Annotated in this window: 18 protein-coding genes; 7 read left to right on the top strand and 11 right to left on the bottom strand. The window is 51.3% G+C overall.

The window, feature by feature from the left end:
• Positions 1-153 precede the first annotated feature (153 nt).
• The 4 genes from Enr10x_RS12350 to Enr10x_RS12335 all read left to right on the top strand — a co-directional run bounded on the left by Enr10x_RS12350 (position 154) and on the right by Enr10x_RS12335 (position 3,251).
• Positions 154-675 carry an RNA polymerase sigma factor gene (locus tag Enr10x_RS12350; protein ID WP_145449429.1) on the top strand — a complete coding sequence of 174 codons (522 nt, stop codon included), beginning with the start codon at positions 154-156 and terminating at the stop codon, positions 673-675.
• 34 nt (positions 676-709) lie between these two features.
• Complete coding sequence (locus Enr10x_RS12345) at positions 710-1,462, top strand: hypothetical protein (RefSeq protein ID WP_145449426.1); 753 nt, start codon at positions 710-712, stop codon at positions 1,460-1,462.
• 108 nt (positions 1,463-1,570) lie between these two features.
• The gene (locus Enr10x_RS12340) at positions 1,571-2,650 is read left to right on the top strand and encodes a lactonase family protein (protein ID WP_145449423.1); all 1,080 of its coding nucleotides are present in this window, start codon (positions 1,571-1,573) and stop codon (positions 2,648-2,650) included.
• 187 nt (positions 2,651-2,837) lie between these two features.
• The gene (locus Enr10x_RS12335) at positions 2,838-3,251 is read left to right on the top strand and encodes a hypothetical protein (RefSeq protein WP_145107368.1); all 414 of its coding nucleotides are present in this window, start codon (positions 2,838-2,840) and stop codon (positions 3,249-3,251) included.
• A gap of 95 nt (positions 3,252-3,346) precedes the next feature.
• Here Enr10x_RS12335 and Enr10x_RS12330 read toward each other — a convergent pair whose 3' ends face one another.
• Positions 3,347-3,676: a TfoX/Sxy family protein gene (locus Enr10x_RS12330; RefSeq protein ID WP_145449421.1), complete on the bottom strand. Its 330-nt coding sequence runs from the start codon at positions 3,674-3,676 to the stop codon at positions 3,347-3,349.
• Positions 3,677-4,020: 344 nt separating this feature from the next.
• Between Enr10x_RS12330 and Enr10x_RS12325 the strand changes: the two genes are divergently transcribed.
• The 3 genes from Enr10x_RS12325 to sixA all read left to right on the top strand — a co-directional run bounded on the left by Enr10x_RS12325 (position 4,021) and on the right by sixA (position 6,670).
• Positions 4,021-4,809 carry a cytochrome c gene (locus Enr10x_RS12325; protein ID WP_197997579.1) on the top strand — a complete coding sequence of 263 codons (789 nt, stop codon included), beginning with the start codon at positions 4,021-4,023 and terminating at the stop codon, positions 4,807-4,809.
• A gap of 180 nt (positions 4,810-4,989) precedes the next feature.
• Positions 4,990-6,129 (top strand): dienelactone hydrolase family protein, encoded by a 1,140-nt coding sequence (locus Enr10x_RS12320; protein ID WP_197997578.1) that lies wholly within the window; start codon positions 4,990-4,992, stop codon positions 6,127-6,129.
• Positions 6,130-6,190: 61 nt separating this feature from the next.
• Positions 6,191-6,670 carry a phosphohistidine phosphatase SixA gene (gene sixA, locus Enr10x_RS12315; RefSeq protein WP_145449413.1) on the top strand — a complete coding sequence of 160 codons (480 nt, stop codon included), beginning with the start codon at positions 6,191-6,193 and terminating at the stop codon, positions 6,668-6,670.
• Positions 6,671-6,761: 91 nt separating this feature from the next.
• On the opposite strand, the gene Enr10x_RS12310 is transcribed toward sixA, so the two are convergent.
• The 10 genes from Enr10x_RS12310 to Enr10x_RS12265 all read right to left on the bottom strand — a co-directional run bounded on the left by Enr10x_RS12310 (position 6,762) and on the right by Enr10x_RS12265 (position 26,352).
• Positions 6,762-7,433: an HAD family hydrolase gene (locus Enr10x_RS12310; RefSeq protein ID WP_145449410.1), complete on the bottom strand. Its 672-nt coding sequence runs from the start codon at positions 7,431-7,433 to the stop codon at positions 6,762-6,764.
• Positions 7,434-7,521: 88 nt separating this feature from the next.
• Positions 7,522-8,883: a (Fe-S)-binding protein gene (locus Enr10x_RS12305; protein WP_145449407.1), complete on the bottom strand. Its 1,362-nt coding sequence runs from the start codon at positions 8,881-8,883 to the stop codon at positions 7,522-7,524.
• 57 nt (positions 8,884-8,940) lie between these two features.
• Positions 8,941-10,191 (bottom strand): FAD-binding oxidoreductase, encoded by a 1,251-nt coding sequence (locus Enr10x_RS12300; protein WP_145449404.1) that lies wholly within the window; start codon positions 10,189-10,191, stop codon positions 8,941-8,943.
• A 70-nt stretch (positions 10,192-10,261) separates the two neighbouring features.
• Entirely contained in the window at positions 10,262-11,770 is a 1,509-nt protein-coding gene (locus Enr10x_RS12295) for an FAD-binding oxidoreductase (protein WP_145449401.1), read from the bottom strand.
• Between the two features lie 174 nt (positions 11,771-11,944).
• Positions 11,945-13,441: a DUF3604 domain-containing protein gene (locus tag Enr10x_RS12290; protein WP_145449398.1), complete on the bottom strand. Its 1,497-nt coding sequence runs from the start codon at positions 13,439-13,441 to the stop codon at positions 11,945-11,947.
• A gap of 135 nt (positions 13,442-13,576) precedes the next feature.
• Entirely contained in the window at positions 13,577-15,100 is a 1,524-nt protein-coding gene (locus Enr10x_RS12285; protein ID WP_145449395.1) for a mercuric reductase, read from the bottom strand.
• 31 nt (positions 15,101-15,131) lie between these two features.
• Entirely contained in the window at positions 15,132-15,908 is a 777-nt protein-coding gene (locus tag Enr10x_RS12280; protein ID WP_232093354.1) for a TVP38/TMEM64 family protein, read from the bottom strand.
• A gap of 115 nt (positions 15,909-16,023) precedes the next feature.
• Positions 16,024-17,409, bottom strand: coding sequence for a transcription termination factor Rho (rho, locus tag Enr10x_RS12275; RefSeq protein ID WP_145449389.1), 1,386 nt, complete (start codon positions 17,407-17,409; stop codon positions 16,024-16,026).
• A gap of 1,341 nt (positions 17,410-18,750) precedes the next feature.
• A complete protein-coding gene (locus tag Enr10x_RS12270; RefSeq protein ID WP_145449386.1) occupies positions 18,751-19,599 on the bottom strand; it encodes a M48 family metalloprotease in 849 nt (282 codons plus the stop codon).
• 84 nt (positions 19,600-19,683) lie between these two features.
• A complete protein-coding gene (locus Enr10x_RS12265) occupies positions 19,684-26,352 on the bottom strand; it encodes a ThuA domain-containing protein (RefSeq protein ID WP_145449385.1) in 6,669 nt (2,222 codons plus the stop codon).
• Between the last annotated feature and the right edge of the window lie 170 nt (positions 26,353-26,522).

Raw genomic sequence — 26,522 nt, 5'->3', positions numbered from 1 at the left:
GGCCGATTCCGGGCAAAATGAAACTCATATGTTCATGTGAGTGCCTTGCCTGTGGCAGTTTCAGCCAGGAATTTGTGAAATCTTCTAATAAAAGTCCCTGCATGGGGAATAACCAGATGTCTTGCTGCCTCTGTTTAGTTAGAGAATCAGGTTATGTCACAGACCAATCGTAACAATTCGGAAGAACTGACACGATTAGTTGATGAGTATTATCAGCTGCTGTTTCGCTATGCTTTTCGTTTATCGGGAGACAGAGCGGATGCAGAGGATCTGACTCAGCAAACGTATCTGATTGCACAAAAAAAACTGACACAACTGCGCGATGCACGGTCGGCACGCTCTTGGTTATGTACTATTTTACGAAATCTGTTTCTGAAAAAAGTTACCAGGAAAACCGAGCCGGTATCACTGGGGGGCAGCATTGAAATTGCCTCTGATCCCACCGAGATGCCGGAATTGACATCGGAGGAGTTACAGTCGGCTCTGGATGATTTGCCCGAAGACTTTCGTATTCCTTTGCTGATGTTTTATTTTGAAGAACAATCCTATAAAGAAATTTCCAACGCGTTAGCAATCCCCCTGGGGACAGTCATGAGTCGCCTGGCACGTGCCAGGGCCTTCCTGCAGGAACGATTTTCTTCACTTCGGGAAGAAACAACTCCTGTTCACACCTAAATAAAGTTTCGTCTAACCCTTACCTGGTAGTGTCATGAACGCTTCTGAGCCATCCGGATCTTCTGAATTTTCTGAGACAGATCAGTCTGCGTCAGATTTATTCGCCAATGATCCGGTGTTCCACAAGGAGCTCAAGCGTGCCTTGTTCGAGGTGGATGTTCCTGAGAACGGTAAACAGGCAGTTCTCGATGCCCTGGCTCAGTCGGGTTTCGACTCCTCTGTATCCGAAGAGGCTGCCCCCGTTTCACGAAGGGCGTTCCTCAAAAAACCAGGGACTCTGGTCGCACTTTCGACCTGTCTGTTGTTGTCAGCAGCGATGACGTTTTTCTGGGTCACCCGGCAACCGGCTATTTCATTGGCAGAGTTGAGTCCTGAATTAAATCTGGACAGTCGATTCTTATCTGAATTCGACGGTAATTTTGCCACCTCACTTCCCGCACAGGGGGGTTGGCATCAAAAGGGGCTGATCAACTTCATTGGTAAAACTTACGGTCTTACTCTCAGTAAATCTGGCGTGAATGACGCTGCAGTCCGTTTTTTCAGACTTCCTTCCGGAAAGAAGCGAATTGTCTATGGCGCTCTATTGCAGCTCCCTGCCAGCAGAGTCAGCCCCCTGCCCGAATTGACTGCCTTTGACCCCGGCAAAGTTGAGTATACCCAGCTGGCAAAAGGAAACTTTGCCACAGTCAAATGGGGTGAAGCTGATCAGGTTTATGTCTGCATCGTCTTTGGTGGTGCGCGTGAGCTGGAAGCCCTGGGACGTGCTCTCCAATCAGCTGCCGCTTGAAATCTCTCTCTGGACCGGCTCTACTGTTAAGAGCATCTTGTCGATGCTGCGGTTGCGCATGTGCTCCGTATTCTCAATTGACCGGTTGTGATTTCTAAGGTGGCTGCCATGTTCTCTCTGCTTCGATTTTACCTGCTGATTGCCGGAGTCTGTTTTGTGTCTATTCTTCCCTGTCGAGCTGCCAGTTATGTCTATATTTCACTGGGAGGCGAAAAGCGAATCGCTGTCTATCGACAGAATGAACAGGATGGAACACTGACACATCTGGAGGATGTCAAAGTTCCCGGAGCGCCAGGATGCCTGGAAGTCGATCCTGAAAAGAAGTTCCTGTTTGCTTCGATTCGCTCGGCGAAAGAGTTCATGAGTTTTGCCATCAACCCTGAAAACGGGAAGCTCAAACTCATCTCAGCAGTACCGGCAGGGGGAAACGCAGCCTACATCGCCACTGATCGTAAAGGACGTTACCTGCTCTCGGCTTACTATGGCGAAGGGAAAGTCGCCGTCCATCGACTCAAGAAAGATGGCACAATTTTACCTGAAATAGTGCAGACGATTCCCACTGATAAGAACGCACATGCAATTTTACCCGATCAATCGAATCAGTTCGTGTTTGTACCTCACACAGGCCCCAATGCAGTCTACCAGTTTTTATGGGATGCAGGTCAAGGCAAACTGAAAGCGAATGAACCGGCTCTGTTTAAAGCCGCACCTGAGATGGAGCCGCGGCATCTGGCCATTTCAAAAGACAATCGTTTCATCTATTTTGATAACGAAAAAGGGAGCTCTGTCACTGCCTGTAAGCTGGATCCCCAGTCCGGAACGCTGACTGCCTTTCAGACCGTCTCCACTTTGCCGAAGGATTTTGAAGGGAAGAATACCTGTGCCGATATTGAACTCTCTCCCTCGGGCAAAAACTTATACGCCTCCAATCGGGGCCATGACAGCATTGCCTGTTATGCCGTCGATCCCCAGACCGGCAAACTGACTTCATTGGGGCAGGCTGCGACAGAAGAGACGCCGCGGTCCTTCAATATCGATCCCGAAGGGCGTTACCTGTATGCCGCCGGTCAGAAAAACGGGAAGCTGGCTGCCTATCGTATCACACCCGAGAATGGGAAACTGACACAGTTCGCGACCTATGAAGTCGGGAAATCCCCCTCGTGGGTTGAGGTGGTAAAGTTTCCCTAGTCTGTCTGATTCCACCTGAATCGAGGCCAGTAGCTGGTTTTAAATGAAATGGCTCAAATCACAGGTACTGAACGTCGATGACTTTCAGTAAGTGATCCTGTGGTGACAGGACGGGTGTATGCGCGGAGTCTAAACGCATCGTCTGGGCATTGATCAATTTTATTATTATTGAAGAGAGAGGCTGGCTATGCGCTCTTCTGCTGTTGCTGTTATTCTGATTTCGCAGTGTTTTCTGTCACCTGCTTTCAGCCAGGAACAGGTCCCTCTTCAGATCGGCTCGGATAATAAAGGCTATGATGGCACTCAAAGCAAGGTGAATATCACACGCGTACCATCCAAACAGACCGGACCCGCTTACCAGCGGATGTCGGTCAGCCAGCGTCTGATTCAACAGCGTGCCTTCCTGCAGGCGAAACAGCGACTGGAACGGATTAACGCACGTAAAGCGATGGGCATTACCCCCGGCAGACCGACCGTTAATGTTAACGTCAGCCCCATCCCCTCTTATGCTCAAATCATGCAGCAGTCTTCTGGCTTCTATTTTAATCCATACCATTACTATGGTTACTGGTATGGTGCTCCGGGATATGTATTTCCTTAAGCCCGTCGATGGACGTCTAGCTGCCTGAGGCGTTGAACAGCTCCTGCGTGTTTCCAGATGCGAACCGGCATACCTGGCATGCAGTCGGAGAGCTATCATTTTGAAGGTAAAGTCCGGGTGAATTTAACAGCCTGATTGATCCAGTCTTTGAGATCCTCATCATTCCGGGTCCCCTCTGCGATAACATAGATCATGCTTTTCATCACCCTCCCGGTGAAATCCATCTCATGCGTGAAAGGTTCCTGCAGCGCCAGGGGGACCTTCTTTTCGCCCAGGCGCAACATCAGATTCGTTCCGGTGACCCCACAGCACATGTTTCCGTGCAGCAGATAACAGATCCCCCCAAACATCTTGCGCTGGGAATATCCCGCCCGACGGTGCAACAACTGGTGTACCCGATCGGCGAGCTCTTCATCATATGCCATGAGTTTTTCCTGGAACCAGTATTTCTATTGGCCGATAGATGCCATTTCAAGTAAGGGCATCAGACTGAAAAAAAGATGTTTCCTCACCATAAAATATTTCTTTGCCCCTTTTTTGTCCAGATAACTGAACAAATCAAGTCAGTCTGATATTCTAATACATGGCGGGTATTTCGATCTGTTTTAAAACAATGAAGGTGCGACGAGAAATGACGATTCGTAAATGCTTCTTTCTCTGCTGTCTGCTGCTATCTGTCAAGAGTGGTGCTGTATCAGGCCAACCGCAGCCAGACAGAAAGTTGGAATCAACTCAGGTCCAAAAACAGACTGGCGTAAAGTCGCTCAGCTTGCCTGGACTGGATAATGTTTTTCAGATTGATGATCAGGTCTATTCGGGGAGTGGACCTGCTGAGCAGCGAAGCTTTGATGCCCTCAAGAAACTGGGAGTCAAAACAATCATCAGTGTGGATGGAACCGAGCCGCACCTGGAAATGGCAAAACGGGACGGGATGCGATATGTGCATGTCCCGATCGGCTATGATGGGGTTTCACATGATGCGGGACTGGCCTTTGCACGTATCGCGAAAGACATCAAGGGGCCGATTTATATTCATTGTCATCATGGGCGTCATCGAGGACCGACGGCGACCGCAGTCGTTGGCATTTGCAGGGGAACTTTTAATCAGCAGCAGGCCATCGATTTTCTGAAACTGGCGGGAACGAGTAAGAGCTACGCGGGATTGTGGCGAGACGTGCGGAAGTTCAAAGTACCACCGGCCGATGCCCCACTGCCGGAACTGGTGGAAACAGCTCCTGTGTCTCCGCTGGTGAAAGCCATGTCACAGATCAGCCACCATTTTGAAGCTCTGGAGCACATGCAGGATAAGAATCGGCAGCCCCTGATCAGACAGAAGAGTCAGGAAACGTTGGTGTTGCTCCGTGAAGAGTTTAGAGAGGCAGCACGTAAACATGCTGATGACTATGACCAGAAGTTTAAGAAGTGGATGTTGAAATCAGAGTCGCAAGTCAACGAACTGGAAAACGCGTTCCGTAAGAATGAACAGAAGCAGATCTCGACAGGTCTGAAAACGTTAAAAGCACAATGTAAGAAGTGCCATGCGGCTTATCGAGATTGAATATTCATTCGGTTCGAATCGAATGAATATTCAGAACTGAACCTTTAGTCAGGGAAACCAGATACTGAGAAGCAGGACTGGTCCTTTAAAAATGGAAGAAAATCCAAGTCAACAGTTGTGTATGCCTTCCGGCATTGTTGATAATGCATGCATCTATCCAGTTTTGACAAGGGTATATTCATGCGACCATTTTTATTGTGTTTCCTGTCCTGTCTGGGCGTGATCTTCAGTTCCAGCCTCTCTGTTCGATCGGAAGAAGCCGATTCCCGTCAACGATCGGAGCCGAAGAAAATCCAATCTTCCTGGGACGATCTGCTCACTGGAATCGAATCACCTGAGGAATGGCAGGAGCACAAACAGGAACTGCGCAAGCGTTATCTGGAGTTGCTGCGTGATCAGTACAAACCTGAAAAACCAGACCTGGAAATTCAGTTTCATGATACCGTGATCGTAGATGGTATCTACCGTCGGCAACTGATCAGTTATCAGGTCGAAGCAGGCGAGCGGGCACATGCCTATCTGGGAGTGCCGCTCAATCTGAGGGGGCCCGCGCCAGCCATTGTTGCTTTACACGGTACCTATAAGTATGGCAAACAACGTGCTGCCGGATTGATTGACAATCCTGATAAAGCTTATCTCGATCATCTGTGTCGACGTGGTTACGTTGTGATTGCCCCCGATCATTTTGTAGCAGGACACCGCATTCCGGATGCCGGCCCCTATGACACAACTTCCTTTTATGAAAAACATCCCAACTGGACTGCAGTCGGAAAATTTACCTACGAGCATTCGATTGCCATCGATGTGTTGCAGACTCTGCGGGAGGTCAATCCCGAAAAAATCGGGGTGCTGGGGCATTCCCTGGGAGGGCATGGCTCCATGTTTCTGGCTGCCTATGATGAACGGGTGCAGGCAGCCGCGGGTAACTGCAGTGCATCGTTTTTTCGACAGAATTCCCGCGTGGAAGCCTGGTCTCGAGACCACTGGTACGTCTATTTTAAACATATCCGCCCGGGTTTACTGGAAGGCAAATTGCCTCCCATTGATTTCCATGAGATCATGGCTCTGATCGCACCGCGGGCATTTCTGGATCTTTCGGGGTTGAATGATGGCGATCCATTAACACAGCGCCAACGCGTGTTGATGCTGATGAAAGTTATGGACGTTTATGAGCTGGAAAAGGCGCCACAGAATTTCGCCTTCTTCGTGCACGGGAAAGGGCATTCCGTGGCTCATGAATCGCGGGCTCTGATGTATGCCTGGATGGATACTCATCTCAAACCGGAATCGGCAACGAAGACCAGACTCATTCAACCCTGATTGCGGGTTTTATCAAATTCAGAACCACATTCTTGAGAAATCGACGGGAGTAGAGCTTTAGATGGAACTACTGATCATCAGGCACGGAAAAGCTGAGCAGGCAGGCGTTGTACCAGGAGGAGATTCAGCACGTCCCCTGACCGAACATGGCAGTCATCAGTTTCGCAAGGTCGCCAAATGGATTGCCAAACATGATGCGGGACCAGAACTGATTTTGCATAGTCCGTTGGTGAGGACGACTCAGACCGCTCAAATTCTTCAGGATGCGCTGGGACTGAACGATGATGCCTGTTACGCACAACCCTGGCTCGGATTCGGGCTCCGTCTGGATTCATTGATTTCATTTGTCAGATCGACCACCTGTGAACGAATCGCGATCGTGGCTCACATGCCCGATGTTGCACGTTGTACCTCCGATCTGATCGGCGGCGGTTCAATCACCTTTAAACCCGGAAACGCGGCCTGTATTCAATTCGACTCCCTGATTGGCATCGGTCAGGGCAGCCTGAAGTGGCATCTCAGTGCGCCGCTGTTCCATTAAGCTAATTGCAATCAGCCTACTTCCAGTTCAAGTCTGTCCAAACTTCGTACTCCCCTGCTCTGGAGCAGAAAATCTTTGAGGACACAGATTTTTATCTACGGCCTTCTGCCAGCAGCGACAGGATGTGGTCATCAATCAGACTGTCTGCGATAAAATTTGCAGAACTGAAATCACCATAATTACTGAATTCGTGGGGAATGGAAACTACGTATGTGCCTGCAGCAACTCCAGAGCGGGTGCCGGTTTCACTGTCTTCCAGGACCAGCATCTTATCAGGAGTGACTCCCATTTTTTCTGCGGCTGTCAAATAGATCTCCGGGTGCGGTTTGCCGTGGGTGACATCCTCCGCAGTCAGACTGACAGGAAAGCGGTGAATGATATCAAATCGGGAGAGTAAGGAATCGAGATAAGGCCGGGGGGAAGAGGTGGCGACTCCCTTGGGGATCTCCAACTCTTCCAGATAGTCCAGCAGCTCAAACAGACCTTTCATGGGCTTTAGATGCTGATCGAGCAAGGAACGGAAAATTTCCTGACTTTCTTCCCAGAGAGCCAGGGGATCTTCCGGTTGATCCAGGAAACTGGAGAGGTGTTCGAACCCCTCATGCGCACGGCGGCCCATCATTCCTCTCAGAATATCAGGAGTCATTTTTTTGCCACGTCGTTGCAACAGGGCATCACCGGAAAGGAAAAACACGTGTTCGGTATTAAACATGATACCATCCAGGTCAAAGGCCACTGCCTGGATGGGGGACTTTTGAGACATGAAATTACTCTTTGGTTAACTATTTCAAAAAACTGCGAGCCGCTAAGCGTAAGATAGTTGTTTCGCGACAGGGGATCAACGTACCTGCTTACAATATCGGTTTCTGTTTCCGATAGCTGAGATCCAGCAGTTCCATGGGATGCGCGACTCTCAGAGGCTTTTTCGCCTGGCGCAACTGAGAATCAATCTGCAGTGTGCAGCCGACATTTCCACTGATGACCACATCTGCCCCCGTGTCCAGAATGTTCTTCAGCTTGCGTTTGCCCAGTTGATCGGCCATCTCGGGCTGAGTCAGGTTGTAGCTGCCTGCCGCGCCACAGCAGATAGTCGATTCTTCTAACGGAACTAATGTCAGCCCCGGGATCAGTTCCAGCAGTTTGCGGGGCTGGTTCTGGACTTTCTGTGCATGCACCAGGTGGCAGGCATCGTGATAAGTTGCGCGGAGGGGAATTTCACCTTCCGGTGCAATCGGTCCCAGTTCAAACAGGAATTCGGAGACATCTTTGAACTTACCTGCGAACTGTTTCAGACGCTCAGTCTGCTCAGGCGTCGTTCCCTCGATCTCTTCGGCGATGTGGCCATAATCTTTCAACATGGCACCGCAGCCAGCGACGTTGACAATGATGGCATCCAGATCAGCATGATCGAATGCAGCCAGATTCTGGAGCGCAAATTTCAGAGCTTCTTGATCGGAGCCACTGTGATAATGAATGGCGCCGCAACAGACCTGACTGGGGGGGACAATTACTTCACAACCATTAGCTTGCAGGACGCGTGCGGTCGCTCGATTGACGTGACTGTACATCGCTTCGGAAACACAACCGGTAAACAGGGCGACGCGTGCCCGTTGTGTACCCTGAGCCGGCAGGACTTCCGGTAAGTCAGGTTCAACAGGTTTCAGTCGCGGTAACAGGTCATTCATCCTTTTCAGCTTCTGAGGCAGAAGATGCGGAATCCCCAGGGCGTTGATCAGCTTATCCAGCTTCAAAAACTGCATTACCCGGGCTGGCAGCAGTGACAGGCGGATTCGCCTGGGATAAGGGAAGAGTCGATAGAGGATCCAGCGATGAAACCAGTCGTTTTGCGCTCCCCTGCCCTGTTTGGCGTCCTGGTGCTGCATGTCGACGCGAAAGGGCTCAATCAGCCTGCCATACTGGACACCGGAAGGACATGCCGATTCACAGCTGCGGCAATCCAGACACAGATCCAGATGTCCGCGAACTGATTCCGAAAGTTCGACGCGTTGATCGACGACCGCACGCATCAGATAAATTCGCCCGCGCGGGCTGTCGTTTTCATTGCCTGTTTCCAGATAAGTCGGACAGGAAGCCGTACACAGACCACAATGGATGCAGTCCAGAAACTTTTCATATGGGATCTCGGATCCGGGGACTTCTGCAGGATTTTTTCCTGTAGAGGTAGTTTGAGAAAAGGCACTTCCGGGTTTCATGGGATTACTCATCTGGGGTGAAACAGTATTTTTTGATTCAAAGTGAAGACTGTTGAATCAGTGTTTAACGAGTTTTGCAAATCGTGGTGAATTCAAAAGCTGCTGGGGGTCCAAGGCCTGTTTGAGCTGCCGCATGAGTTCCCAGCCGGCGGGAGGAGAACAGAACAGCGGTAGCGATTCAGACCAGTCCGATTCGCACTGATAGATTGTCAGATAGCCGGTCCGGGAATCAATTCCGGTAGTGAGTTGTTCCAGAATCTGATTGACATCTTCCAGTGAACTCGCAGAGTCTGGTAAATGCCCGTAGACAATTCCATCTGCTGCATGCGCCTGAATAGCGATATTCAAGCGGGTCGCGGTTTCAATAAATGACATCATTTGTGAAGGAAGCAGCATGGCTTTGAGGGTGACGGGATCATCAGAGGATGTCTGATATTCTACGAAAGCGTGATATAATCGGGCGGCATGAGTGCCCTCGATTATCTGGACACTGAGCGGGGAAAATGACCGCCATTCCTCAATGATCTGCTGTGCCTGCCACTTCACGACCTTTTCCGGACCTTCATAGCAGATGCAGACGACATGGTTTTCCATAGGGAGTTCAATACGTGATTCAGCCACAATCTGTCGGGCGGCTTTGCTGTTGCAATATTCCACTGCAGTCGGGCGGGTGCCAGAAGTGACAATCGCTTCCAGTGCCTGATCAACTGATTCGCATGAACTGAATTCAAACCAGACCAACTGCATGCATTCTGGTTTTGGCCGGAGATTCAGTGAAACCTGACTGATGACAGCCAGGGTCCCCAGTGAACCGACCAGCATTTTTCCCAGATCATAGCCGGCCACATTTTTGACCACACGTCCTCCCGATTTGAAGAGATTCCCTGCACCGTCGACTGCAGAGATGCCAATCACGTAATCGCGGATGGTTCCATAGGAAAACCGTCTTGGTCCTGAAGTGTTGGTTGCAATGACCCCTCCGATAGTTGCCCGGTTGGATTGGGGGACGTCAATCGGGAGACGCTGGCCTTCTGCTGAAACAATTTCATTCAATTGATCCAGCCTCATTCCCGCTTCCACGGTGATTGTCATGTCACGGACAGGATAATCTACCACGCGGTGCAGTTGAGACATACAAACCAGAGTCCCGGAGTGGCTGTCAGGACAGCAGACGGACAGCGAAGTGCGCCCTCCTACCGGAAAAATCTGCTGATGAGCAGAAGTCGCGTTTTCACTCAGAAAGCGACTTAATTCGGGCTGAGAAGCCGGAACAAAATCTTCCGGGGTGCCGGAATGTGTGAGTGTCATAAATCGTCTTTCAATCGCCTGTATTCAATACAATGGTTTCATTGTGATATTCAAATCGAAATCCTGGAGCTCAATGTGGCGCGCGTCGGCCGGGATGAGATTGCGTGACTGATGCTTGCAAGTCTGTCTGGTGTGGTGGCAGAACTTTATCTCGACTGCAGATCTGGCGGGGATTAAAAATATTTCGTACTTTCTCCATCTGGGAAAGATCGGTTTCATTAAATATCCGGCTCATGAAATTGATTTTCTCGACACCGATCCCGTGTTCTCCCGTGACGCTGCCCCCGAGCTCAAGACACTTGGACAGAATTTCTTCGCTGGCTTCCAGCACCTGCTGTATCTGGTCCTGATCGCGTTCGTCAAACAGGAGAATTGGATGTACGTTTCCATCGCCGGCATGGAAGACGTTTACAATCCTCATTCCGTATTTCTCGCTGGTTGCTTCAATGAATTCCAGAATTTCCGGCAGACGGGTTCGAGGCACGACTCCATCCTGCGTACAGTAACTGGGGCTGAGTCGACCAATAGCACCAAATGCCTGCTTGCGGCTTTTCCAGATCAGTTGTCGTTCTTCGGGAGTATCAGCTCTCTGAATTTCCCGGACATTGTGGGAGTTGCAGATATCGACGATCTGACGCACTTCTTCGTCCAGCGCGATATCCAGCCCATCAACTTCAATCAACAGGACTGCGCCTGCATCCAGTGGAAATCCAAAGTGAAATGCTTCTTCAATCGCCTGGATAATTCCCTGGTCCATCATCTCCAGAGCCGAGGGAATGATACCGGCTGCAATGATTTCTGAAATCGCACGGGTCGCATCAGAGATTGTATGAAAAACTGCCAGCATAGTGCGGTGTGCTTCCGGATCGCGAGTCAGCCGCACGATTGCTTTCGTACAGATCCCAAAGGTGCCTTCATTTCCGACATAGACGCCATGCAGATCATAGCCCGGTGTCTCCGCAGTCGGCCCACCCAGGTTGATGATCGAGCCATCTGGCAGTACTGCTTCCAGTCCCAGAACGTGATTCGTCGTGACTCCGTATTTCAGAGTATGCGGGCCGCCGGAATTGGTGGCAATATTTCCACCGATCGTACAGGATCCCTGGCTGGAAGGGTCGGGAGCGTAGTGATAGCCGGTGCCTTTCAGGGCATTCGTCAGATGCAGATTGACCATTCCCGGTTCAACGACCGCATATCGATCCCGCAGATTGATCTCGAGGATCTGTTTCATACGCGTCAGGACAATCATGACCCCTCCGCCAATCGGCAGGCATCCTCCCGAGAGGCTCGTCCCCGCTCCGCGCGCTAGAAAAGGAACGTTGAACTGATTGCAGATCTTGACGATTGAAGAGACCTGTTCGGTCGATGTCGGAAAGACCACAATATCAGGAGCCGATTTATCTACGATATACCCATCGCATTCGTAGACGAGTAGCTCATCCGCATCGTACAACAGGGCTTTTTTTCCCACGATTTGCGTCAACTGTTGAATCAGGGATGAAAAGGGGCCGCTTCCTCGTTCCAGCTCTTCTAATACAGGAGCTGAGAGATGCGATGTCTGGTTGGCTGGGTCAACCATTGTTGGGGACTGCTTTCAAAAATGATGAAAGGAAGGTTCTAAGTTCTTTAATTGTCTATTCTAAAACAATATTATATCAAGATTCAATTCCCGGAATCCCGCCTGAGGGAAACTGTTCACCAGGAAGAATATCGTTTCTGATCAGCCAGTTGATCGAGGGGATTTCAGCCGTTTTTATTTCTGATTGACCCAGATCGGGCTGGACCAGGCCATTTCCCCATTGGACTGAATGACGCGTACATAGTACCAGTCATCCTGGTTTTCGTCACCCTTGTCTGTGAATTCAAATTCGGTTTCCCACTGATTTTGGAAAACGACCCGATGTAACATGGCTGATTCCCAGGGAAATGGACGGGTAAACAGCATCTCGTTACTGACGGCGAGGTCGCCCAATGTCTGAGTCAGCTGGCATTCACTGGGCTGGGTGCATTTGACGCTGACTTTGGTATCAGGATTTCCCTGGATGCGGAGTACGATCGCTTTTTGCGACCAGTCATCCACCTGTTGTTTGAGTGCCGTGAATGACTGGACAATCAGCCGGTTTGTAGAGACATCAAGGATTTGATCCCGCCTGAACTCATCAAAGGGGCCCGGTGTGAAACAGGGTTGAAACTGCTGGATCTCGCCGCCGTCAACATGAATGGCAAAGTTCCAGTCTGCCGTACCTCCCCATCCGAGGGCCGGCCAGGGGCCCCAGCCGTATTCGAAGCGGAGTACGATTGGCTGGCTCCACGACTGGTCGTCGGGAATGTTATCGACCGGGAAGTCACGATGGATCACACGACCGTTTTTGAGCACTTCCACACGGTCGATTTCATCCCAGCCCCGTACATGAACCTTGATACGTCGTTCCGGACTGAACGATAATTCCTGCCCCATGATCTGGTCATTCAGGAAAAAATCGAGCTCAATGCGATCTCCTGTCACCGCGTAGGTGCGACGGTTGCGAATCGCATCGAACAGCGCCTCGCGTGACAATTCAGTTGCTTTGATGGCCGCCAGTCCCTCGCGGTACCCCCCCGGATGCCCCAGGTGATCGTCGGTGCTGGCAATGACCCCCAGTCGGTGTCCCTGGTTCAGGTAATACTGCAGCGTGTGTCTGGTCCAGCGGCCACCCTCGGTATGCCGTTTGTAGGGAAACGGAGCCCTGTCATGTTCTGCACAACCCCATTCGGAATGTATTTCGAGGACAGGGGAAACCTCTGGTGCCAGTTTGGAAGCGTCAAAGCCGCGGTGACCCAGGCGATTAGCGGGATGATGAGGGATTAACAGGCAACCTCTGTTGCGGGCGAATTCCTGGAGCTCAGCCAGATCTTCGATTAGTTCGTAATCCCCTTTAAGGTCCGGATACAAAATGTGGTAATCCCCTTCCTGGGTACCATGTCGCTCATAACCCAGAATCGTAACGAATTCCCCGGGCCTGTCGAATGCTTTTGCGAGCTCGACCACCTCTGGCCAGCGCGAGCGGGCGATATGAAAGCCATTTTTCCATTTGTGCGAGATCTTTCCATCATATTCGACGATGTCCGGCCAGTAGGAATGGGGAGTGAAAGCATAAAAGTCGAGATGGTTCCGAGCAATTTCAAAGGAACGGTCGAGTGAACCCTGAGCATAGCCCACGTGGTTGTGATTATGCAGGTCTCCAAAGTACGTCTGGTATTCTGTGGTCATGAGTTTCAGCGCTTCTGATTTCGGTTTCTTGATAAACGAAGATCTTTACCCATAGAGTAGCCGGTAGGGGTGAGTTCTACAAATGGCAGGTTTCATTTCTGACTCCTTTCTGGAATGATTCCACAGGAGAATGGTTTAGCGTGTCCACTTCAGCCATTTGCTCAACAACGATTTCAGAAAAGGGCTCAGGCGGGTGCGATTAAACTGGTCACCGATTTTTCGGATTGCATCTGCCTGGGTCGGATAGGGATGAATGACGCTGGCAATTCTTTTGAGTCCCGTGCCGGTTTGCATTGCCAGTGTGATTTCGGAAATCAGGTCACCGGCATGCGCGGCTACAATTGTGGCTCCTAGAATCTGATCGGTTCCCTGTTTGACATGAATCTTCACAAATCCATTGGATTCGCCATCCAGTATCGCTCTGTCGACGCTCTCCAGCTTCTGGATAAAAGTATGAATGGCAATGCCTGTCGAACGGGCTTCGTGTTCGGAGATTCCGACATGGGCAATCTCCGGATCAGTATAAGTGCACCATGGAATCAGGAGTCGGCTGGTTTTGCTTCTCCCCAGAAACAGCGCGTTCCCGATGACGATCCGCGCCTGAAAATCGGCGTTGTGGGTGAACTGGTAGCGGGAGCAGATATCGCCAGCACCATAGATCTGTGAGTTTGTTGTCTGCAGGTAGTCATTGACGAAAATACCGGAATGCGAATCGTATTCGACACCGGCACGTTCCAGATTGAGACCTTCAACATTAGGGGCGCGTCCAGCTGCGACCAGGATTTCATCCACATGTAGCTTAATGGTTTGGCTTTCTGATGCGATGGTCAGCTGTTTTTCCCGCTCAATTCGGGTGCTATGAGTTGTCTTTGCATTCAAGAACAGTTTGACACCATCTGCTTCCAGTTGACGTTGAATCAGTTGAGCGGCGTCCGGATCTTCCCGGGGCAGGAGTTGAGAGTGAGAGTGAATGAGAGTGACTGTGGAACCCAGGCGGGCAAAGGTCTGGGCCAGTTCACAGCCGATGGGACCTCCACCAATCACAGCCAGTCTGGCTGGTAGTTCTGTCAGTGAAAAGACGCTTTCATTCGTCAGATAACCGGTTTCCTTGATTCCAGGAATTTCGGGGACGGCAGCACGTGCTCCGGTTGTGATGACGGCTTTTTTGAATGTCAGTTTCTGCTGGCTGACTTCGATTGTCTGGCGATCGAGAAATTTCCCTTCCCCCAGAAAAACGTCAACCCCCAGATCCTGAAATCGGCGGGCCGAATCGTGCTGACTGATTTGGGCCCTCAGTTTACGCATTCGCTGCATGACCTGACTGAAATTGATTGAGGCTGTTTGCGGATTGATTTCGATTCCCAGGTCCTGCGAATTTAAGAGGGACTGGAATACTCTGGCAGAGCGAATGATAGCTTTCGAGGGAACGCAGCCTGTATTCAGGCAATCCCCCCCCATCAGCTGTCGTTCGATTAACGCAACTTTAGCCCCCAGGCCTGCCGCACCCGCTGCTGTCACGAGCCCTGCAGTGCCGGCTCCGATGACAACCAGATTATAGCGACCATCGGGAGTGGGATTGGTCCAGTCGGGAGGATGAACCTGTCTGACCAGTTCCTGATTGAAGTCATCATCGGGAGCAATCTGGATGGGATCGAACATGCTGGTCTCACTGGGGGCCAAGATGAATGAATCAAGTACGCTTATGAAAATAAGTGGCAATTTTATTGATCAGGAGTGGAAAGGTTCCCAGTAAAACAAAAGCGACGATGAGTTGAGGCGTCAGGATGCCTGTTGCCCCTTGTTCTGACAGCTTCTGCAGAGTCGGAAAACTGGTTCCAGCGTAAACAAAGACAGCCGTCCCAGGAAGCATGCCGATCTGGCTGACCCACCAGTAGGTCCAGGTCCGAATTGTAGTCAGTCCCATCACGACATTGATCAGAAAAAAAGGGAACGCCACTACGAGCCGCATGAAAAAGAGGTAGAATGCGCCCTCTTTTTCGAACTGCTGATTGATCTGCTGGAACTTTTCTCCGTAACGGGATTCGATAGAGGCCCGGAACAGGTAGCGACTTGTTAAGAAAGCCAGTGTAGCCCCTGTCGTTGAAGCAAAACTGACCAGGATCAATCCTTGCCAGAATCCGAAAAACCAGCCATAGGTGAGTGTCAGCGGAACTGCTCCCGGTAAGGAAAGCCCCGTGATCCCCGCATAGATCAGATAGGCGATCAGATAGATCAGAACCGGATGCTGGCTGGCAAATTGTTTCCAGAGGCTTTCCTGCGTGGCGAAATATTCCAGTGTCAGTCGATCCCGGGAAAAATAGTATCCCAGTCCGATGACCACAGCCAGCGTCACAAACACGACCAGTCGAAGATAACCATGCGGACGTTGAGGGGACTCAACTGGTTGCCCGGAAGCTTCCGAACTGTGAAACCCGGATTGGTGTGACTCGGGATCAGCAGCGTTCACCAGCAAAATCCTTTATCGCCTCGTGTATTGGCTTGAAGAATTTGGATTTCAATCCAGTCTGCGACAGCTTTCCCGATTGCAAATCGGGTTAGATCGCCAGGGGTCTGCTGGTCACTTAGAGGATCGCCCGGATCTTTTCCAGAAACTCCTTGTTCGTGGGGAACTTCTTGAGCGTACTGCTCAACTGCTCCATGGCTTCCACAGGGTTTAATGAGATCAGGCTTCTGCGAAGCATGGTCACACCTTCGAGCACTTCCGGTGCAAGAATCTTTTCTTCACGACGCGTCCCGGAAAGGGTGATGTCAATCGCGGGGAAAATACGGCGGTCGGAAAGTTCCCGGCTGAGGACCATTTCCATGTTACCGGTTCCCTTGAATTCCTGGAAAATGACTTCATCCATCCGGCTTCCGGTATCGATCAGGGCGGTACCCAGAACGGTCAGTGAACCACCTTCGTCGAAGCGGCGGGCGGTACCGAACATTTTCTTGGGAATGTCCATCGCTTTGACATCCAGACCACCACTCATGGTGCGACCGGTGTTCCCAACCCATTTGTTGAAAGCACGTGCCGTCCGGGTAATACTGTCCAGCAGAATAAATGCATCTTCGCCAGCTTCCGCCAGACGCTTGCCACGCTCGAAGATGAGCTGGCTGGTGCGGACGTGGCTCTCGACATCCCGGTCCATGGAAGAGGAAATGACTTCGCCTTTGATCGAGCGTTGCATTTCAGTGACTTCTTCAGGCCGTTCGTCGATGAGCAGGACCATGAGCCGGATTTCCGGATGATTCTTACTGACTGCCTCAGCGATATCCTGCAGCAGCATGGTTTTACCGGTTCGTGGAGGTGCGACAACCAGTGCGCGCTGACCTTTGCCGATGGGAGTCAGAAGATCCATCACCCGCATCGTAATTGGCATCGGACCCGTTTCCAGTTTGATCTGCTCGAAGGGGTTAATGGGGGTCAGTTCATCGAAGGATTTGATTTCCATGTATTCTTCGATGGTACGACCATCAATCGATTCAATACTTTTCAGGCGGGGCCCCTGACCTCTGGTGCCGGGACCGACTTCGCCTTTGATGAGGATTCCTGCTCGCAGATTGTGTTTCTCGATCAATGAACTGGAAACGAAAGCGTCAGAATCCTGTGCCTTGTAGTTGACCTTGGGATCTCGGATGAAACCATAATCCTTGGGATGCAGTTCCAGAACTCCTTCAATGGTGCCGGTGATGTTCTCACTGGCAGCCGATGAAGATGAAGTGGAGCGACTGCGCCGCTGTTGCGACCTGTTATTACCGGAGCGGGAACGGTTACCCCGGTTTCCTCCGGAGCGGCCACGGTTGTTGCCACCCTGCCCCTGTCGTCCCTGGGGGCTGGGGCTGTCTGATTTTCTTCGTCGTCTCCGACGGCGGCGATTCCCTCCGGATTTATCTCCGGAGCGGTCATTATCTGTCTGGTTGGAGCTTTGTTCGTCGTCTATGGAATCAGCAGGGAAATCCGACATGTTTTCATGTTCTCTTTCAGTTTCTGCTTCAGTGGAAGAGTGAGAGTTTTCGAAAAGTTCGAGGTTGTCTTCTGCTTTGCGATGGTATTCATCTTGCAGTGATTCAGTCTCACTTTGTTCAAAAGTGTCCTCGGCAGGTTTTTCCGCTTTTTTGCGTGTCCTGGTAGTTTTTCGACGGGTAGATTTTGGTTTGTCTGAAGTTTCAGAACTCTTTGCAGCCATACAGAAACACCAAATGCTTATAAAGAAGTAACGAAGTAATTTGAGACACAACTACGGCACAAACATGATACGACGCGTTCGATTCATGGTTTAAAAACAGATCATTGACAGCGCGAAGCCTACAGGGAGACTGAAAAGCTGCTGGCATTCTTCTGAATGTGCCGATTCTTAATTCAGCGGAAACCGACATGGGCCATCGCATACGAAGCTGGCCCGGTCTTAATCTCATGAAGAAAGATTCACACAGGGAAATCGTTCGCCCGCTTGAGGACTCGGCCGTCTTGGCCTGTATCTTCCCGGATAAGGAGGGTCATCACTTTTTAAACTGAAAGCGATGAAACCCTGGCGTTGAGAACAGGGAACTTGGAATGCCTGTCAGCTCAAGCCACTGTTTAGGTGATCGTCTTGCCGATATCCTTTCAGGCAAAAATTATGGTCAAAAACTGATACTAGAAATTCAATCGTTTCAAACACGCTCCGTCAACCGATAAATGGTTGCTAATACGGAACTTTTAAATGTTTTAATCGTCAAATAAAGTCAATTTATTTCGTCCGCAGACAGCACAGGATTGAAGTAGAAAAACAGATCCAATCCTTGAGCCGGCTCAATCGCTAACAAAAATGTCAGGCTCAAATCTTACAGATTCGTCTTACAGAAGACCGGCAGAATGTCTGGCTGTTCTGCAACGGGGGCAGATACTCAACGTATCTTTAAGTGCATCTATGAAAGAGAAGTTACTTTCAAGAAAAGCGTCTCCTGAATTGATTCAGGAAATAGTGCTGTTGAGGAACTGGTGGCCCGCTGGAAACGACTCAACTCACTTTAAAGCAAATAGGTTACCAGTGAATTACAAAACACTGGGCATTAGAAAACTGATCTCAAAAGCGGGAGAGATCCTCAGTGAAAAACGGCTTACCAGAGATTGCTTAGTAAGTAGTGTTTATCAAAACCTTCTTACAGCGTCAATACTAATCGTATCGCAAGCCTGTTCTATTAACATCATAACTTATCCCCATCTAAAGTCAATTGACTATTCTGTTTCTGGTGAATGTTTTGTTCAGTCTGTCCGGGGAACCTGAAGCGGACCAGGGAGCGGGCGCTCGTTGTTTCAACTGGTTTTAAGGTTCCAGGTTGGCCGGGAGACCCTGTGGCCAGGTCCGTTGGATGAAGTCTCGGATACGTTGACTCCGGTTTCCCGGATCGGGGTGGGTGCTGAAAATTTCTGGTTGCCTCCCTCCTCCAGCCGCGCGTTGCAGGATTTCCATGACCCCCGTCATCGCATAAGGATCATAGCCAGCCATGACCATCAGTTTAATTCCCCAGCGGTCGGATTCCAGTTCATCACTGCGACTGTATTTCATGTTGATCATCGAGCCGATCATTTGTGCCATCCGGGCACTGCTGGCATCCCCGCCTGCGACACCGGCAGCGCCCACCAGCCCCTGAGTGAATTCCTGCTGAGCCATATGTTGTGCACCGTGTCGGGAAAGGACATGCCCCATTTCATGACCCAGCACACCTGCCAGCTGGCCTTCTGTCTCCAGTTGTCTGAAGAGTCCCGCGGTAATAAAAATCTGGCCGCCGGGCAAAGCAAAGGCATTGATGACCTGATTGTCGTTGAGCAGGTGAAAGTCAAAGCGATAGGGGTTACTGCGCCCCTGTTTGCGTAAAGAGGCGTTCAAACTGGCCAGCAGTTTCTCACCAACCCGGTCGACATATGCCTGGGCTTCCCGGTCCGGATGCTCGCCATGGTGCTGGTCCAGGATGGCCGGGAGGGCCTGTAATCCCAATGCGATTTCCTGTTGTTCGGTCAGCGCAACATGTTGGCTTTCTCCCGTGATTTCATTCACATCCGATTTCATCAGAAACGAAATCAACGAGAATAAGGCAATTCCTGCTGCTACCACCAGACGCAGCTTGAGAGAAGAGTCCCGGGAACCATGTACCGTGCGAATATACCGCGGCATTGAAAGGCAATCCTGATTACAAGTCACAGTCAAAAACAGATGCCGGAAGAATTTTAACAACCTGCCCTCAAAAGGCACCTGGGATTAATCGGATTTTTTATCGTTGGGGGCCGGTTTCAGTCGGAAGTCGCGTGGCGGTTCCTGGAGGCTCTGAATATATTGCCAGATCGCCTGGAACTGCCGATCAGCATTACCGTTCAGAATCGTGGAAATTTTTGTGGTTTGACCGTCCGCAGACAGTTTGGGCATTTTCGTCGAAATATCAAACCGGGGTGGATCCAATACAAACCGGTGATAATACTCGGGAGTCAGTCGCTCCCGAATATGTACAAAGTTGATTCCGGGAGCGATCCTGGTCTTGTCATCTCCGGAAGGATATTGATCACCAATGCCATGGCACTGCCGACAGTCGAGGGCTTGTTTGTTGATCAATTGCCGGCCCAATTGCAGCTGGGGGGCTGTTTCCGGTTTCTGTTCTCTGCTTGAATCTGGCGGCGTTTGCGGAGACAGTCCATGTTCTGCTCTCAGACCGGCGGTCAGGAGTTGTGCATGAGCTGGAAAGTGAGGCATCCGGGATTTCAGCCAGGGACGAGGTCTCCATTTGAGTTCGCCGGCAATGAAGGACTGCAGCCAGTCCGGTTTCAATTTTTCTCCCGCCCAGGTCAAAGAAGGCAGCGGTGCGGGGGGCAGTCCGGATGCGCCTTCCTCAACGACAATTATTCCACGGGGACTGGAGTCTGCATCACGATGATGACAGGCAGCACAGTTCAATGCCCGCGTCCATCGGGTTGAGATTTCAGAGTCGTTGTGCTGCGCCAGTGAATCCGTCCCGAATCTCAGTAAACTTCTGATTGCTTCCTTCTCGAAGGCACTGAGTTGGAAATGTGGTGTCCGGGAATCGGCCTTGTGCGAATCAGCCAGGCAACCTGTAGAGAGATTCCGGAGAGGGAGCGGAGTCCGTTTGACCGTCTGCAACTTGCGGTTTTCCTGTAAGGGACCATGGCAGCGGGCACAACCCAGGGTTTCGAAATACAACTGCCTCCCGCGTGCTGCAGATCCAGCGGGAGGAATCATCGCATTGGGGATTTTGCCTTGCGAACTGTCGATCAGATAGGCAGCCAGGCCCGCAGCTTCTGTTGACGTCAATTGAAAATCAGGCATCCGGCTCCAGCGGTGATGCGCATGTGGTGTTTGTAGAAAGCGAGCCAGTTGAGAAAAACTGAATTTGCGTTTGATCAGAGCCAGTGAGCGTCGCTGGTAGTCGTCAGCCTGGGTAGGGTCTGTTTCAAAATGATGGCAATTGATGCAGCCCAGTTCTTCGTAATGTTGAGCGCCAGTTTGGATGAGCTGTTCAGGATCGATCGTTTCGAAGTTGAAGGCAGCTGATGAGGACGGACGCATCGGTTGAGTAGCCTGAGACACAAACCAGGCGGTTAAATCCGCTGCCTGCTGTACCGCCTGTTTCGAATCGGGATCCCCCAGCAAGTGTGGCATACGAGCCTCTGGTTTCAAGCTGTGCGGATTCCGCAGCCAGTGAAACAGCCAGCGTTTGCTGACCCGATTGCCGATATTCACCAGCTCAGGTGGGGACTGGTTTAACTCAGGCATGATTGCAGCGTCATGAGAGAAAGGATGGTTTTCTGAGACAAAGAGCCGGACCCCCGACCGTTCGGACTCGACGGTATGGCAGGAGAGACACCGATAGCTGGCGAATAATTCCCGCCCTGCTCTGACCTGTTGCATTTTCAGGATGAGTGGATCATTTCCCATGTGGGTCAAAATGGTGGGGGGAACGGGTTCGGTTGCGAACTGGGCCCCTTTCCAGAGGAGGCGCAACCGGGCTGGACCTTCGAGAGGACTCTGATAGTCCAGACGAAGCTGGTTATAGCCCTTTTCAAGTTTGATGGCAGCAGGAGCCAGTTTCTTAAAGTCCGTTTTCTCTGATTGCAGGATTGTTTTTTGATTGATGGTCAGGCGGCACTCCCCGATTCCTTCCAGGCTGAAATAATACTCTCCGGACAGGGGGACGCGCAGGAAACCTTCCGCTGTGGCAGAAAATGGACCGGGTTTCAGGAAGGGTGTTGCAGGCCGATCTGCGTCGACCGAGAGAGCCAGCATTCTGGCAGAGCGTGCGTCGGAGTCGACAGTTGATTGGGGATGCTGTTGTTTGAACTTCCAGAGGATACCCGGTTTTAACTGCTGGCGTTGTGTGAGTGTCAGCAGTCGACTTTTCTTGCGTCGGGTCAATTGTTCCGAATCCATTTTCTGACTGGATACGGCATTGATCGTGTGATAGTAAGTCTGTTTCAAATTCCTGCCGGTTACAGAAGAGAGATGGTAAGAAATGCCCATCTGCATCACTGGTTTTACAGACGGGAGTTCCAGGAAGACGGTACGTTGGTCGGGCAGTAAGGTTGCAGAAAGGACTTCTACTTCATCACGGCCCTCGACCTGAGGGGCGGAGACACGGTATTCTGGCGATCCATAGTTTTGCGACCAGAGATAATTCCACTGTTCGATCGCATAATTATCCGGATTTTCTGCTGCATTTCGTTCCAAAGGGTTTGTGAATGTCAGAGCGATTCCATTCTGCATCGTCTTGACGGCGGTCGGAAGATCAACAGGTTGGCCGGTGTAACGCACCCGTTGCAGGCATCCATCCCGGACCGCATTGGTGACCCAGCCTTTCATTCCGCTGACGTAGAGCTGTCCATCCCGGGGGTTAAATCTTCCGCGCATGATGCCCGAATCAAAATTCAACGGTAGCGTTAATGTGCCCCCCTGTGACTGCCCCTGGATGACCTCGCGGAGTGTTAGCAGCAGTTTGCTCTGACCGTAAGAGAGATGCAGCAACTGCCCTTGCAGTGGTCCCCACTGCTGACTGGTGACCCAGACCTGACCGCCGCTCGAGTTATCCTGCAGACGGGGAATCCAGCACAATGGCCGATCATAGCCCAGGGGGCGGTCTGCTGTGATGCGTGGGCCGCCATATCCATAGTAACCTCCCTGTTTGACCTCAGTGACATTTGAGGCCGGCGTCCAGTTCCCTTCCTGAGGTGAGGCGGTGATGATGTTTCTGGGGCCGATTCCCATGCCGTTCGGATTACGAAATCCGGAAGCAACGACGTTCAACTGCCGGCCATTGGGAGTGACCTGCATCACTCCCCGCTGGGCGTGCAGAAAATAGAAATTACCGAAGGAGTCGGTTTCCAGGCAGGTGACGTAGTCGTGCCCACCGGGAGAGGTGGGGTATTGATTGTGAAAGCATTCATAAAAATCCGCTTCATCATCCAGGTTCTGATCATGCAGGATCGTAATCTGATCCCGCCCCAGCACATGGATTTTGTTCTGCACCACTTTCAGGCCCAGGGGTTGAAACAGGCCGGTGGCGAATCGTTTCCATTTGAGTTGCTTCAGATCGTGGTCGACGCCTTTGACCAGCCAGACATCGCCGTGAACCGTGGCGACAGCCAGGTCACCATTCTCCAGGAAATCATGACCACTGACAAAAAAGAGGGCCCGATAGGGATTGTCAAACGGAATGGTGATCGTATCGATGACATAGGCATCCTCTGCCTGGCTGAGAACGCCCTGTGTGATCAGTGGCTCGTTCCAGTGTGTGGGCCCCGGGATTAAGAGCGGCTGTAAAGAGGGGGGAGTCAGTGTGGGAGTCGCAATATCCAGTCGCGGGTTTCCTGATGTATTGGTCTGGTAGAAGATGGTGAATCGCTGCGTGGCTTTGCGAGGGGGGATCTCGAATACCGCCGATTGAGACTTTCCTGCTGAAATCATTTTTGACTGAATCTGATCCCAGCCAGTGCAACCGATGATAAAAGCATTTTGGGGGCCGGTTGAAATGAACTGGTGGTTGCTGTCTGAAACCGGTTTGACCTGCCGGCCATCTGCGACGTACAGTTGCAGACTTTGAGAACCCGGTCCGATTTCAAATGAACGTGTAAAGCAGGTTTGGCCGGAACTGTTCTGGAGCCAGGGAGATTCATAGATGGTTGTCTCTCCCACCAGATATTCCAGGGTGACACGATTTCGATTGACGTGTGACCCCAGAAAGCGACAGGGTTGGTCAGGGTTCCAGCCAGGGCCTTCCTGTGTTGAGAAGTGCATGGTTCCTTGCGGGGCCGGGGCCTGGATCAGGCCAAAGCGCGCCGGAGACGGTTTCAGGAATCCGCCAGACCAGATGCCACGAACTTTGCAATTTTGGGTATCGTAACAGATGGTGCCCTCTCTCTGGTCCCCTACCCGAATCGAGAGTCCCTTTTTGACCGGGCCCGTCGGGAGAGGGACGATACTGGCTAGCCAGTTGCCGATCTCCGTCTGCTGCCAGCGGTTGTCTTCGGTAGCCTGAACCGGCTGGTCGAAACCGACCGATTCTTTTCCCCAATGATCTCTGGTCTCTTTTTTTTTAACTGGAGTAGACCTGGAAACCTGTGTTCTGGTTTCCAGGGGAATCAATTTATTCGAGACTGACTCCTTCGTGCCCAGGTCTTTAGTGAGCTCATCGAGCGAGAAGAGGATCAGAGTTTCTGCATCCGCTTTTAAAGGGGCTTGGGGGACCTGCGTTAAATCGCGTGTTCCTTTCGAGATTCGCAGTTCGTCGAGCAGTCCGTCGCTTGCGAGCGTCTTTTCCACCAGGCCACCGATCCGCAGATTACCGGAGCTCACATTTGCCTGTTTGGGGGGAGGCAGTGGAGAATCCAGTTCTTTTTTTCCATCAACAAACAGTCGGATCCGGCTGTCTTCCAGGATCATACCGACGTAATGCCATTTCTGGTCGCAGATGTTGACTCTGGTTTTGTACTCGCCTCCCTGACCGGGCAGATAGACACTGAAAAAACCACTGCGAGCATAGGAATACATTTCCCAGTGAGCAGGATTGCTTTTCTTACTGGAAGCCAGGAAGACATTGAAACCGGACTTTGAGTTCAATTTGACCCAGCAGTCCGCACTGATGGGTTTCTGGTTTTTGAGAGTTTCTGACGGGAGGACAATCGATCCTGCGTTCGTGTTGAGAGCCTTCCCCCATTTACCGAGTGGGAGCAGTGCCGCCGACTTTTTCTCGACCGGGGCCTGGGGAGGGCGTTTGAATTCGTGGATGGGGCGATTGGCGGCCCACGCGGTGGCACGTCGCAGCATTTCACAGGCTTCAAAAGAATCATACGTCTTTTCGCTGTGCCCCAGCAGCGTCTGGAAGATACGTCCCTTGCCGTAATGATAAGTCCATGCCAGCGGTTCATTTTTTTTCGTGACTTTGGATTTGGCGGTGATGAGAGGCTCGACCGGTTCTGTCCCATCCTGACGGAAATAGAGTTCATCGGTCACGGGGAAGTTCTGCAGGTTGCGTGTCAGAGGTTGTGTGTCGTCTGTGATCTGGACTTCAAAGTTTCCGAACGCGTCATGTCCGCTTTTCTGCTCCCCTTTCCCGTAATGATTCCAGACCCGCCTGACAATCTTGCGGTATTCCGGCCAGTCGGACGCACCTGCTTTGGGAAGTGAAAAATGAAATGCACCATTGGCGAAGTGGATCAGGATCAAACCCCCACCCTGCTGAAGGTAGTTCATGAAAGCGGTTTGCGATGCCGGACTCAGGGGTGTTTTGTCATGCCAGTTGGTATAGTTTTGCACGATCACCTGGTAATCCTGCAACGATTTGCGCGAGAGGTCTTCGATGTCATTGGAAATCTCAACCTTAATACGGGGATCCTGCTCCAGCAGTTTTTTGATAACCGGGGTTGTTTTTTTCCAGTTATGCCAGGCGTGTGCTTCGTTTCCAGCAAACATCAATACCCGGATCGGTTGATCGTCGAAGGTCGCGGGTGCTGTTCCCTTCACTCCCGAGAGAGCTGAGGTGATTTCAGCATGAGTGTAGTAACGTGCCTGGACTCCGGTAGCCGGAATTTCGGTCTGTGCGGTCCAGGCGATGGCATTCAGAATGAATTTGCGAAAGGCTGCATTCTGCCAGTTGTCATAAAAGTGACCACAGGTGGTTCCAAATCCCCTGCCGCCGTTCGCACGTTCTTTCGCCCAGGCGACGACATTGCCCTGCTCTGCTCTCCCTTTCAGTTCGGGAACCTCGAGCAAGGGGACCAGATGCGGATCATTCTGTTGAAAGCGGAGATTGAAATAGAACTCTTCGCGCATTTCAAACGGTTTGACGCCACGACAGATCGGGTGATCCGGATGAGGTATCTGCACCGGGGCCTCGATGGTTTTTATAGCTGAATACCAGTTTCGGACGCCGTTCTCTTCCCAGTCAAAAAATCCCCCCGACCAGTCCAGAATCTGTTTGGCATACTGGTCTGGTGCGAACGTGGAGAAATGAAACGTCAGGAATCCACAGCCCCTGTCGATTTGACGTTGGATCTGATTCAGGTGGTCCTGGCTGGCGAAGTGCGGGGCTTCAGTAAATTTTTCGCCGTCCCGGCCATCTGAGATCACCATGATGGTGTCCGCGTCATTCAGTGTCTCCGGGTTCTCCGGCCAACCGTCAAGATGGTATTCCACACGGATCTGGTCTTTGATGTTGGAGTTGTCCAGCATGACTTTGAGCAGTTTGACCGACCAGGGATAATCGTGAATTCCGTTCCCCACCGGGCCATGGCTTTTGGGGCCCGCGATCAGGACAATTTTCTTCCGGGAATCTTTTGATACAGGTGCTGAAGATGTATCGTCTGCAGACACCAGCGTCGCAGACAGTCCCAGGATGAGGGGAAGGATGAGTGCTTGATAAAAGTTCACAATAACTGATTCCTCTGGATATTCTTGAGGGGCCCTGACAATTTCAGATGGTGGAAAGCCGTTTTAGTGTGGGGGACGTTCCTGAATCTCTCTCCGATTCTACTGCGATCCGATATAAAACACCCCTGATACGAATGAAGATTATCCACGCGCGGCGTGAATTCTTTTCC

Origin of the sequence: Gimesia panareensis (assembly GCF_007748155.1) — a bacterium.
GTDB lineage: Bacteria > Planctomycetota > Planctomycetia > Planctomycetales > Planctomycetaceae > Gimesia > Gimesia panareensis.
The sequence above is the reverse complement of the archived record's forward strand: the minus strand, read 5'-3'. Positions and strand labels throughout refer to the sequence as shown.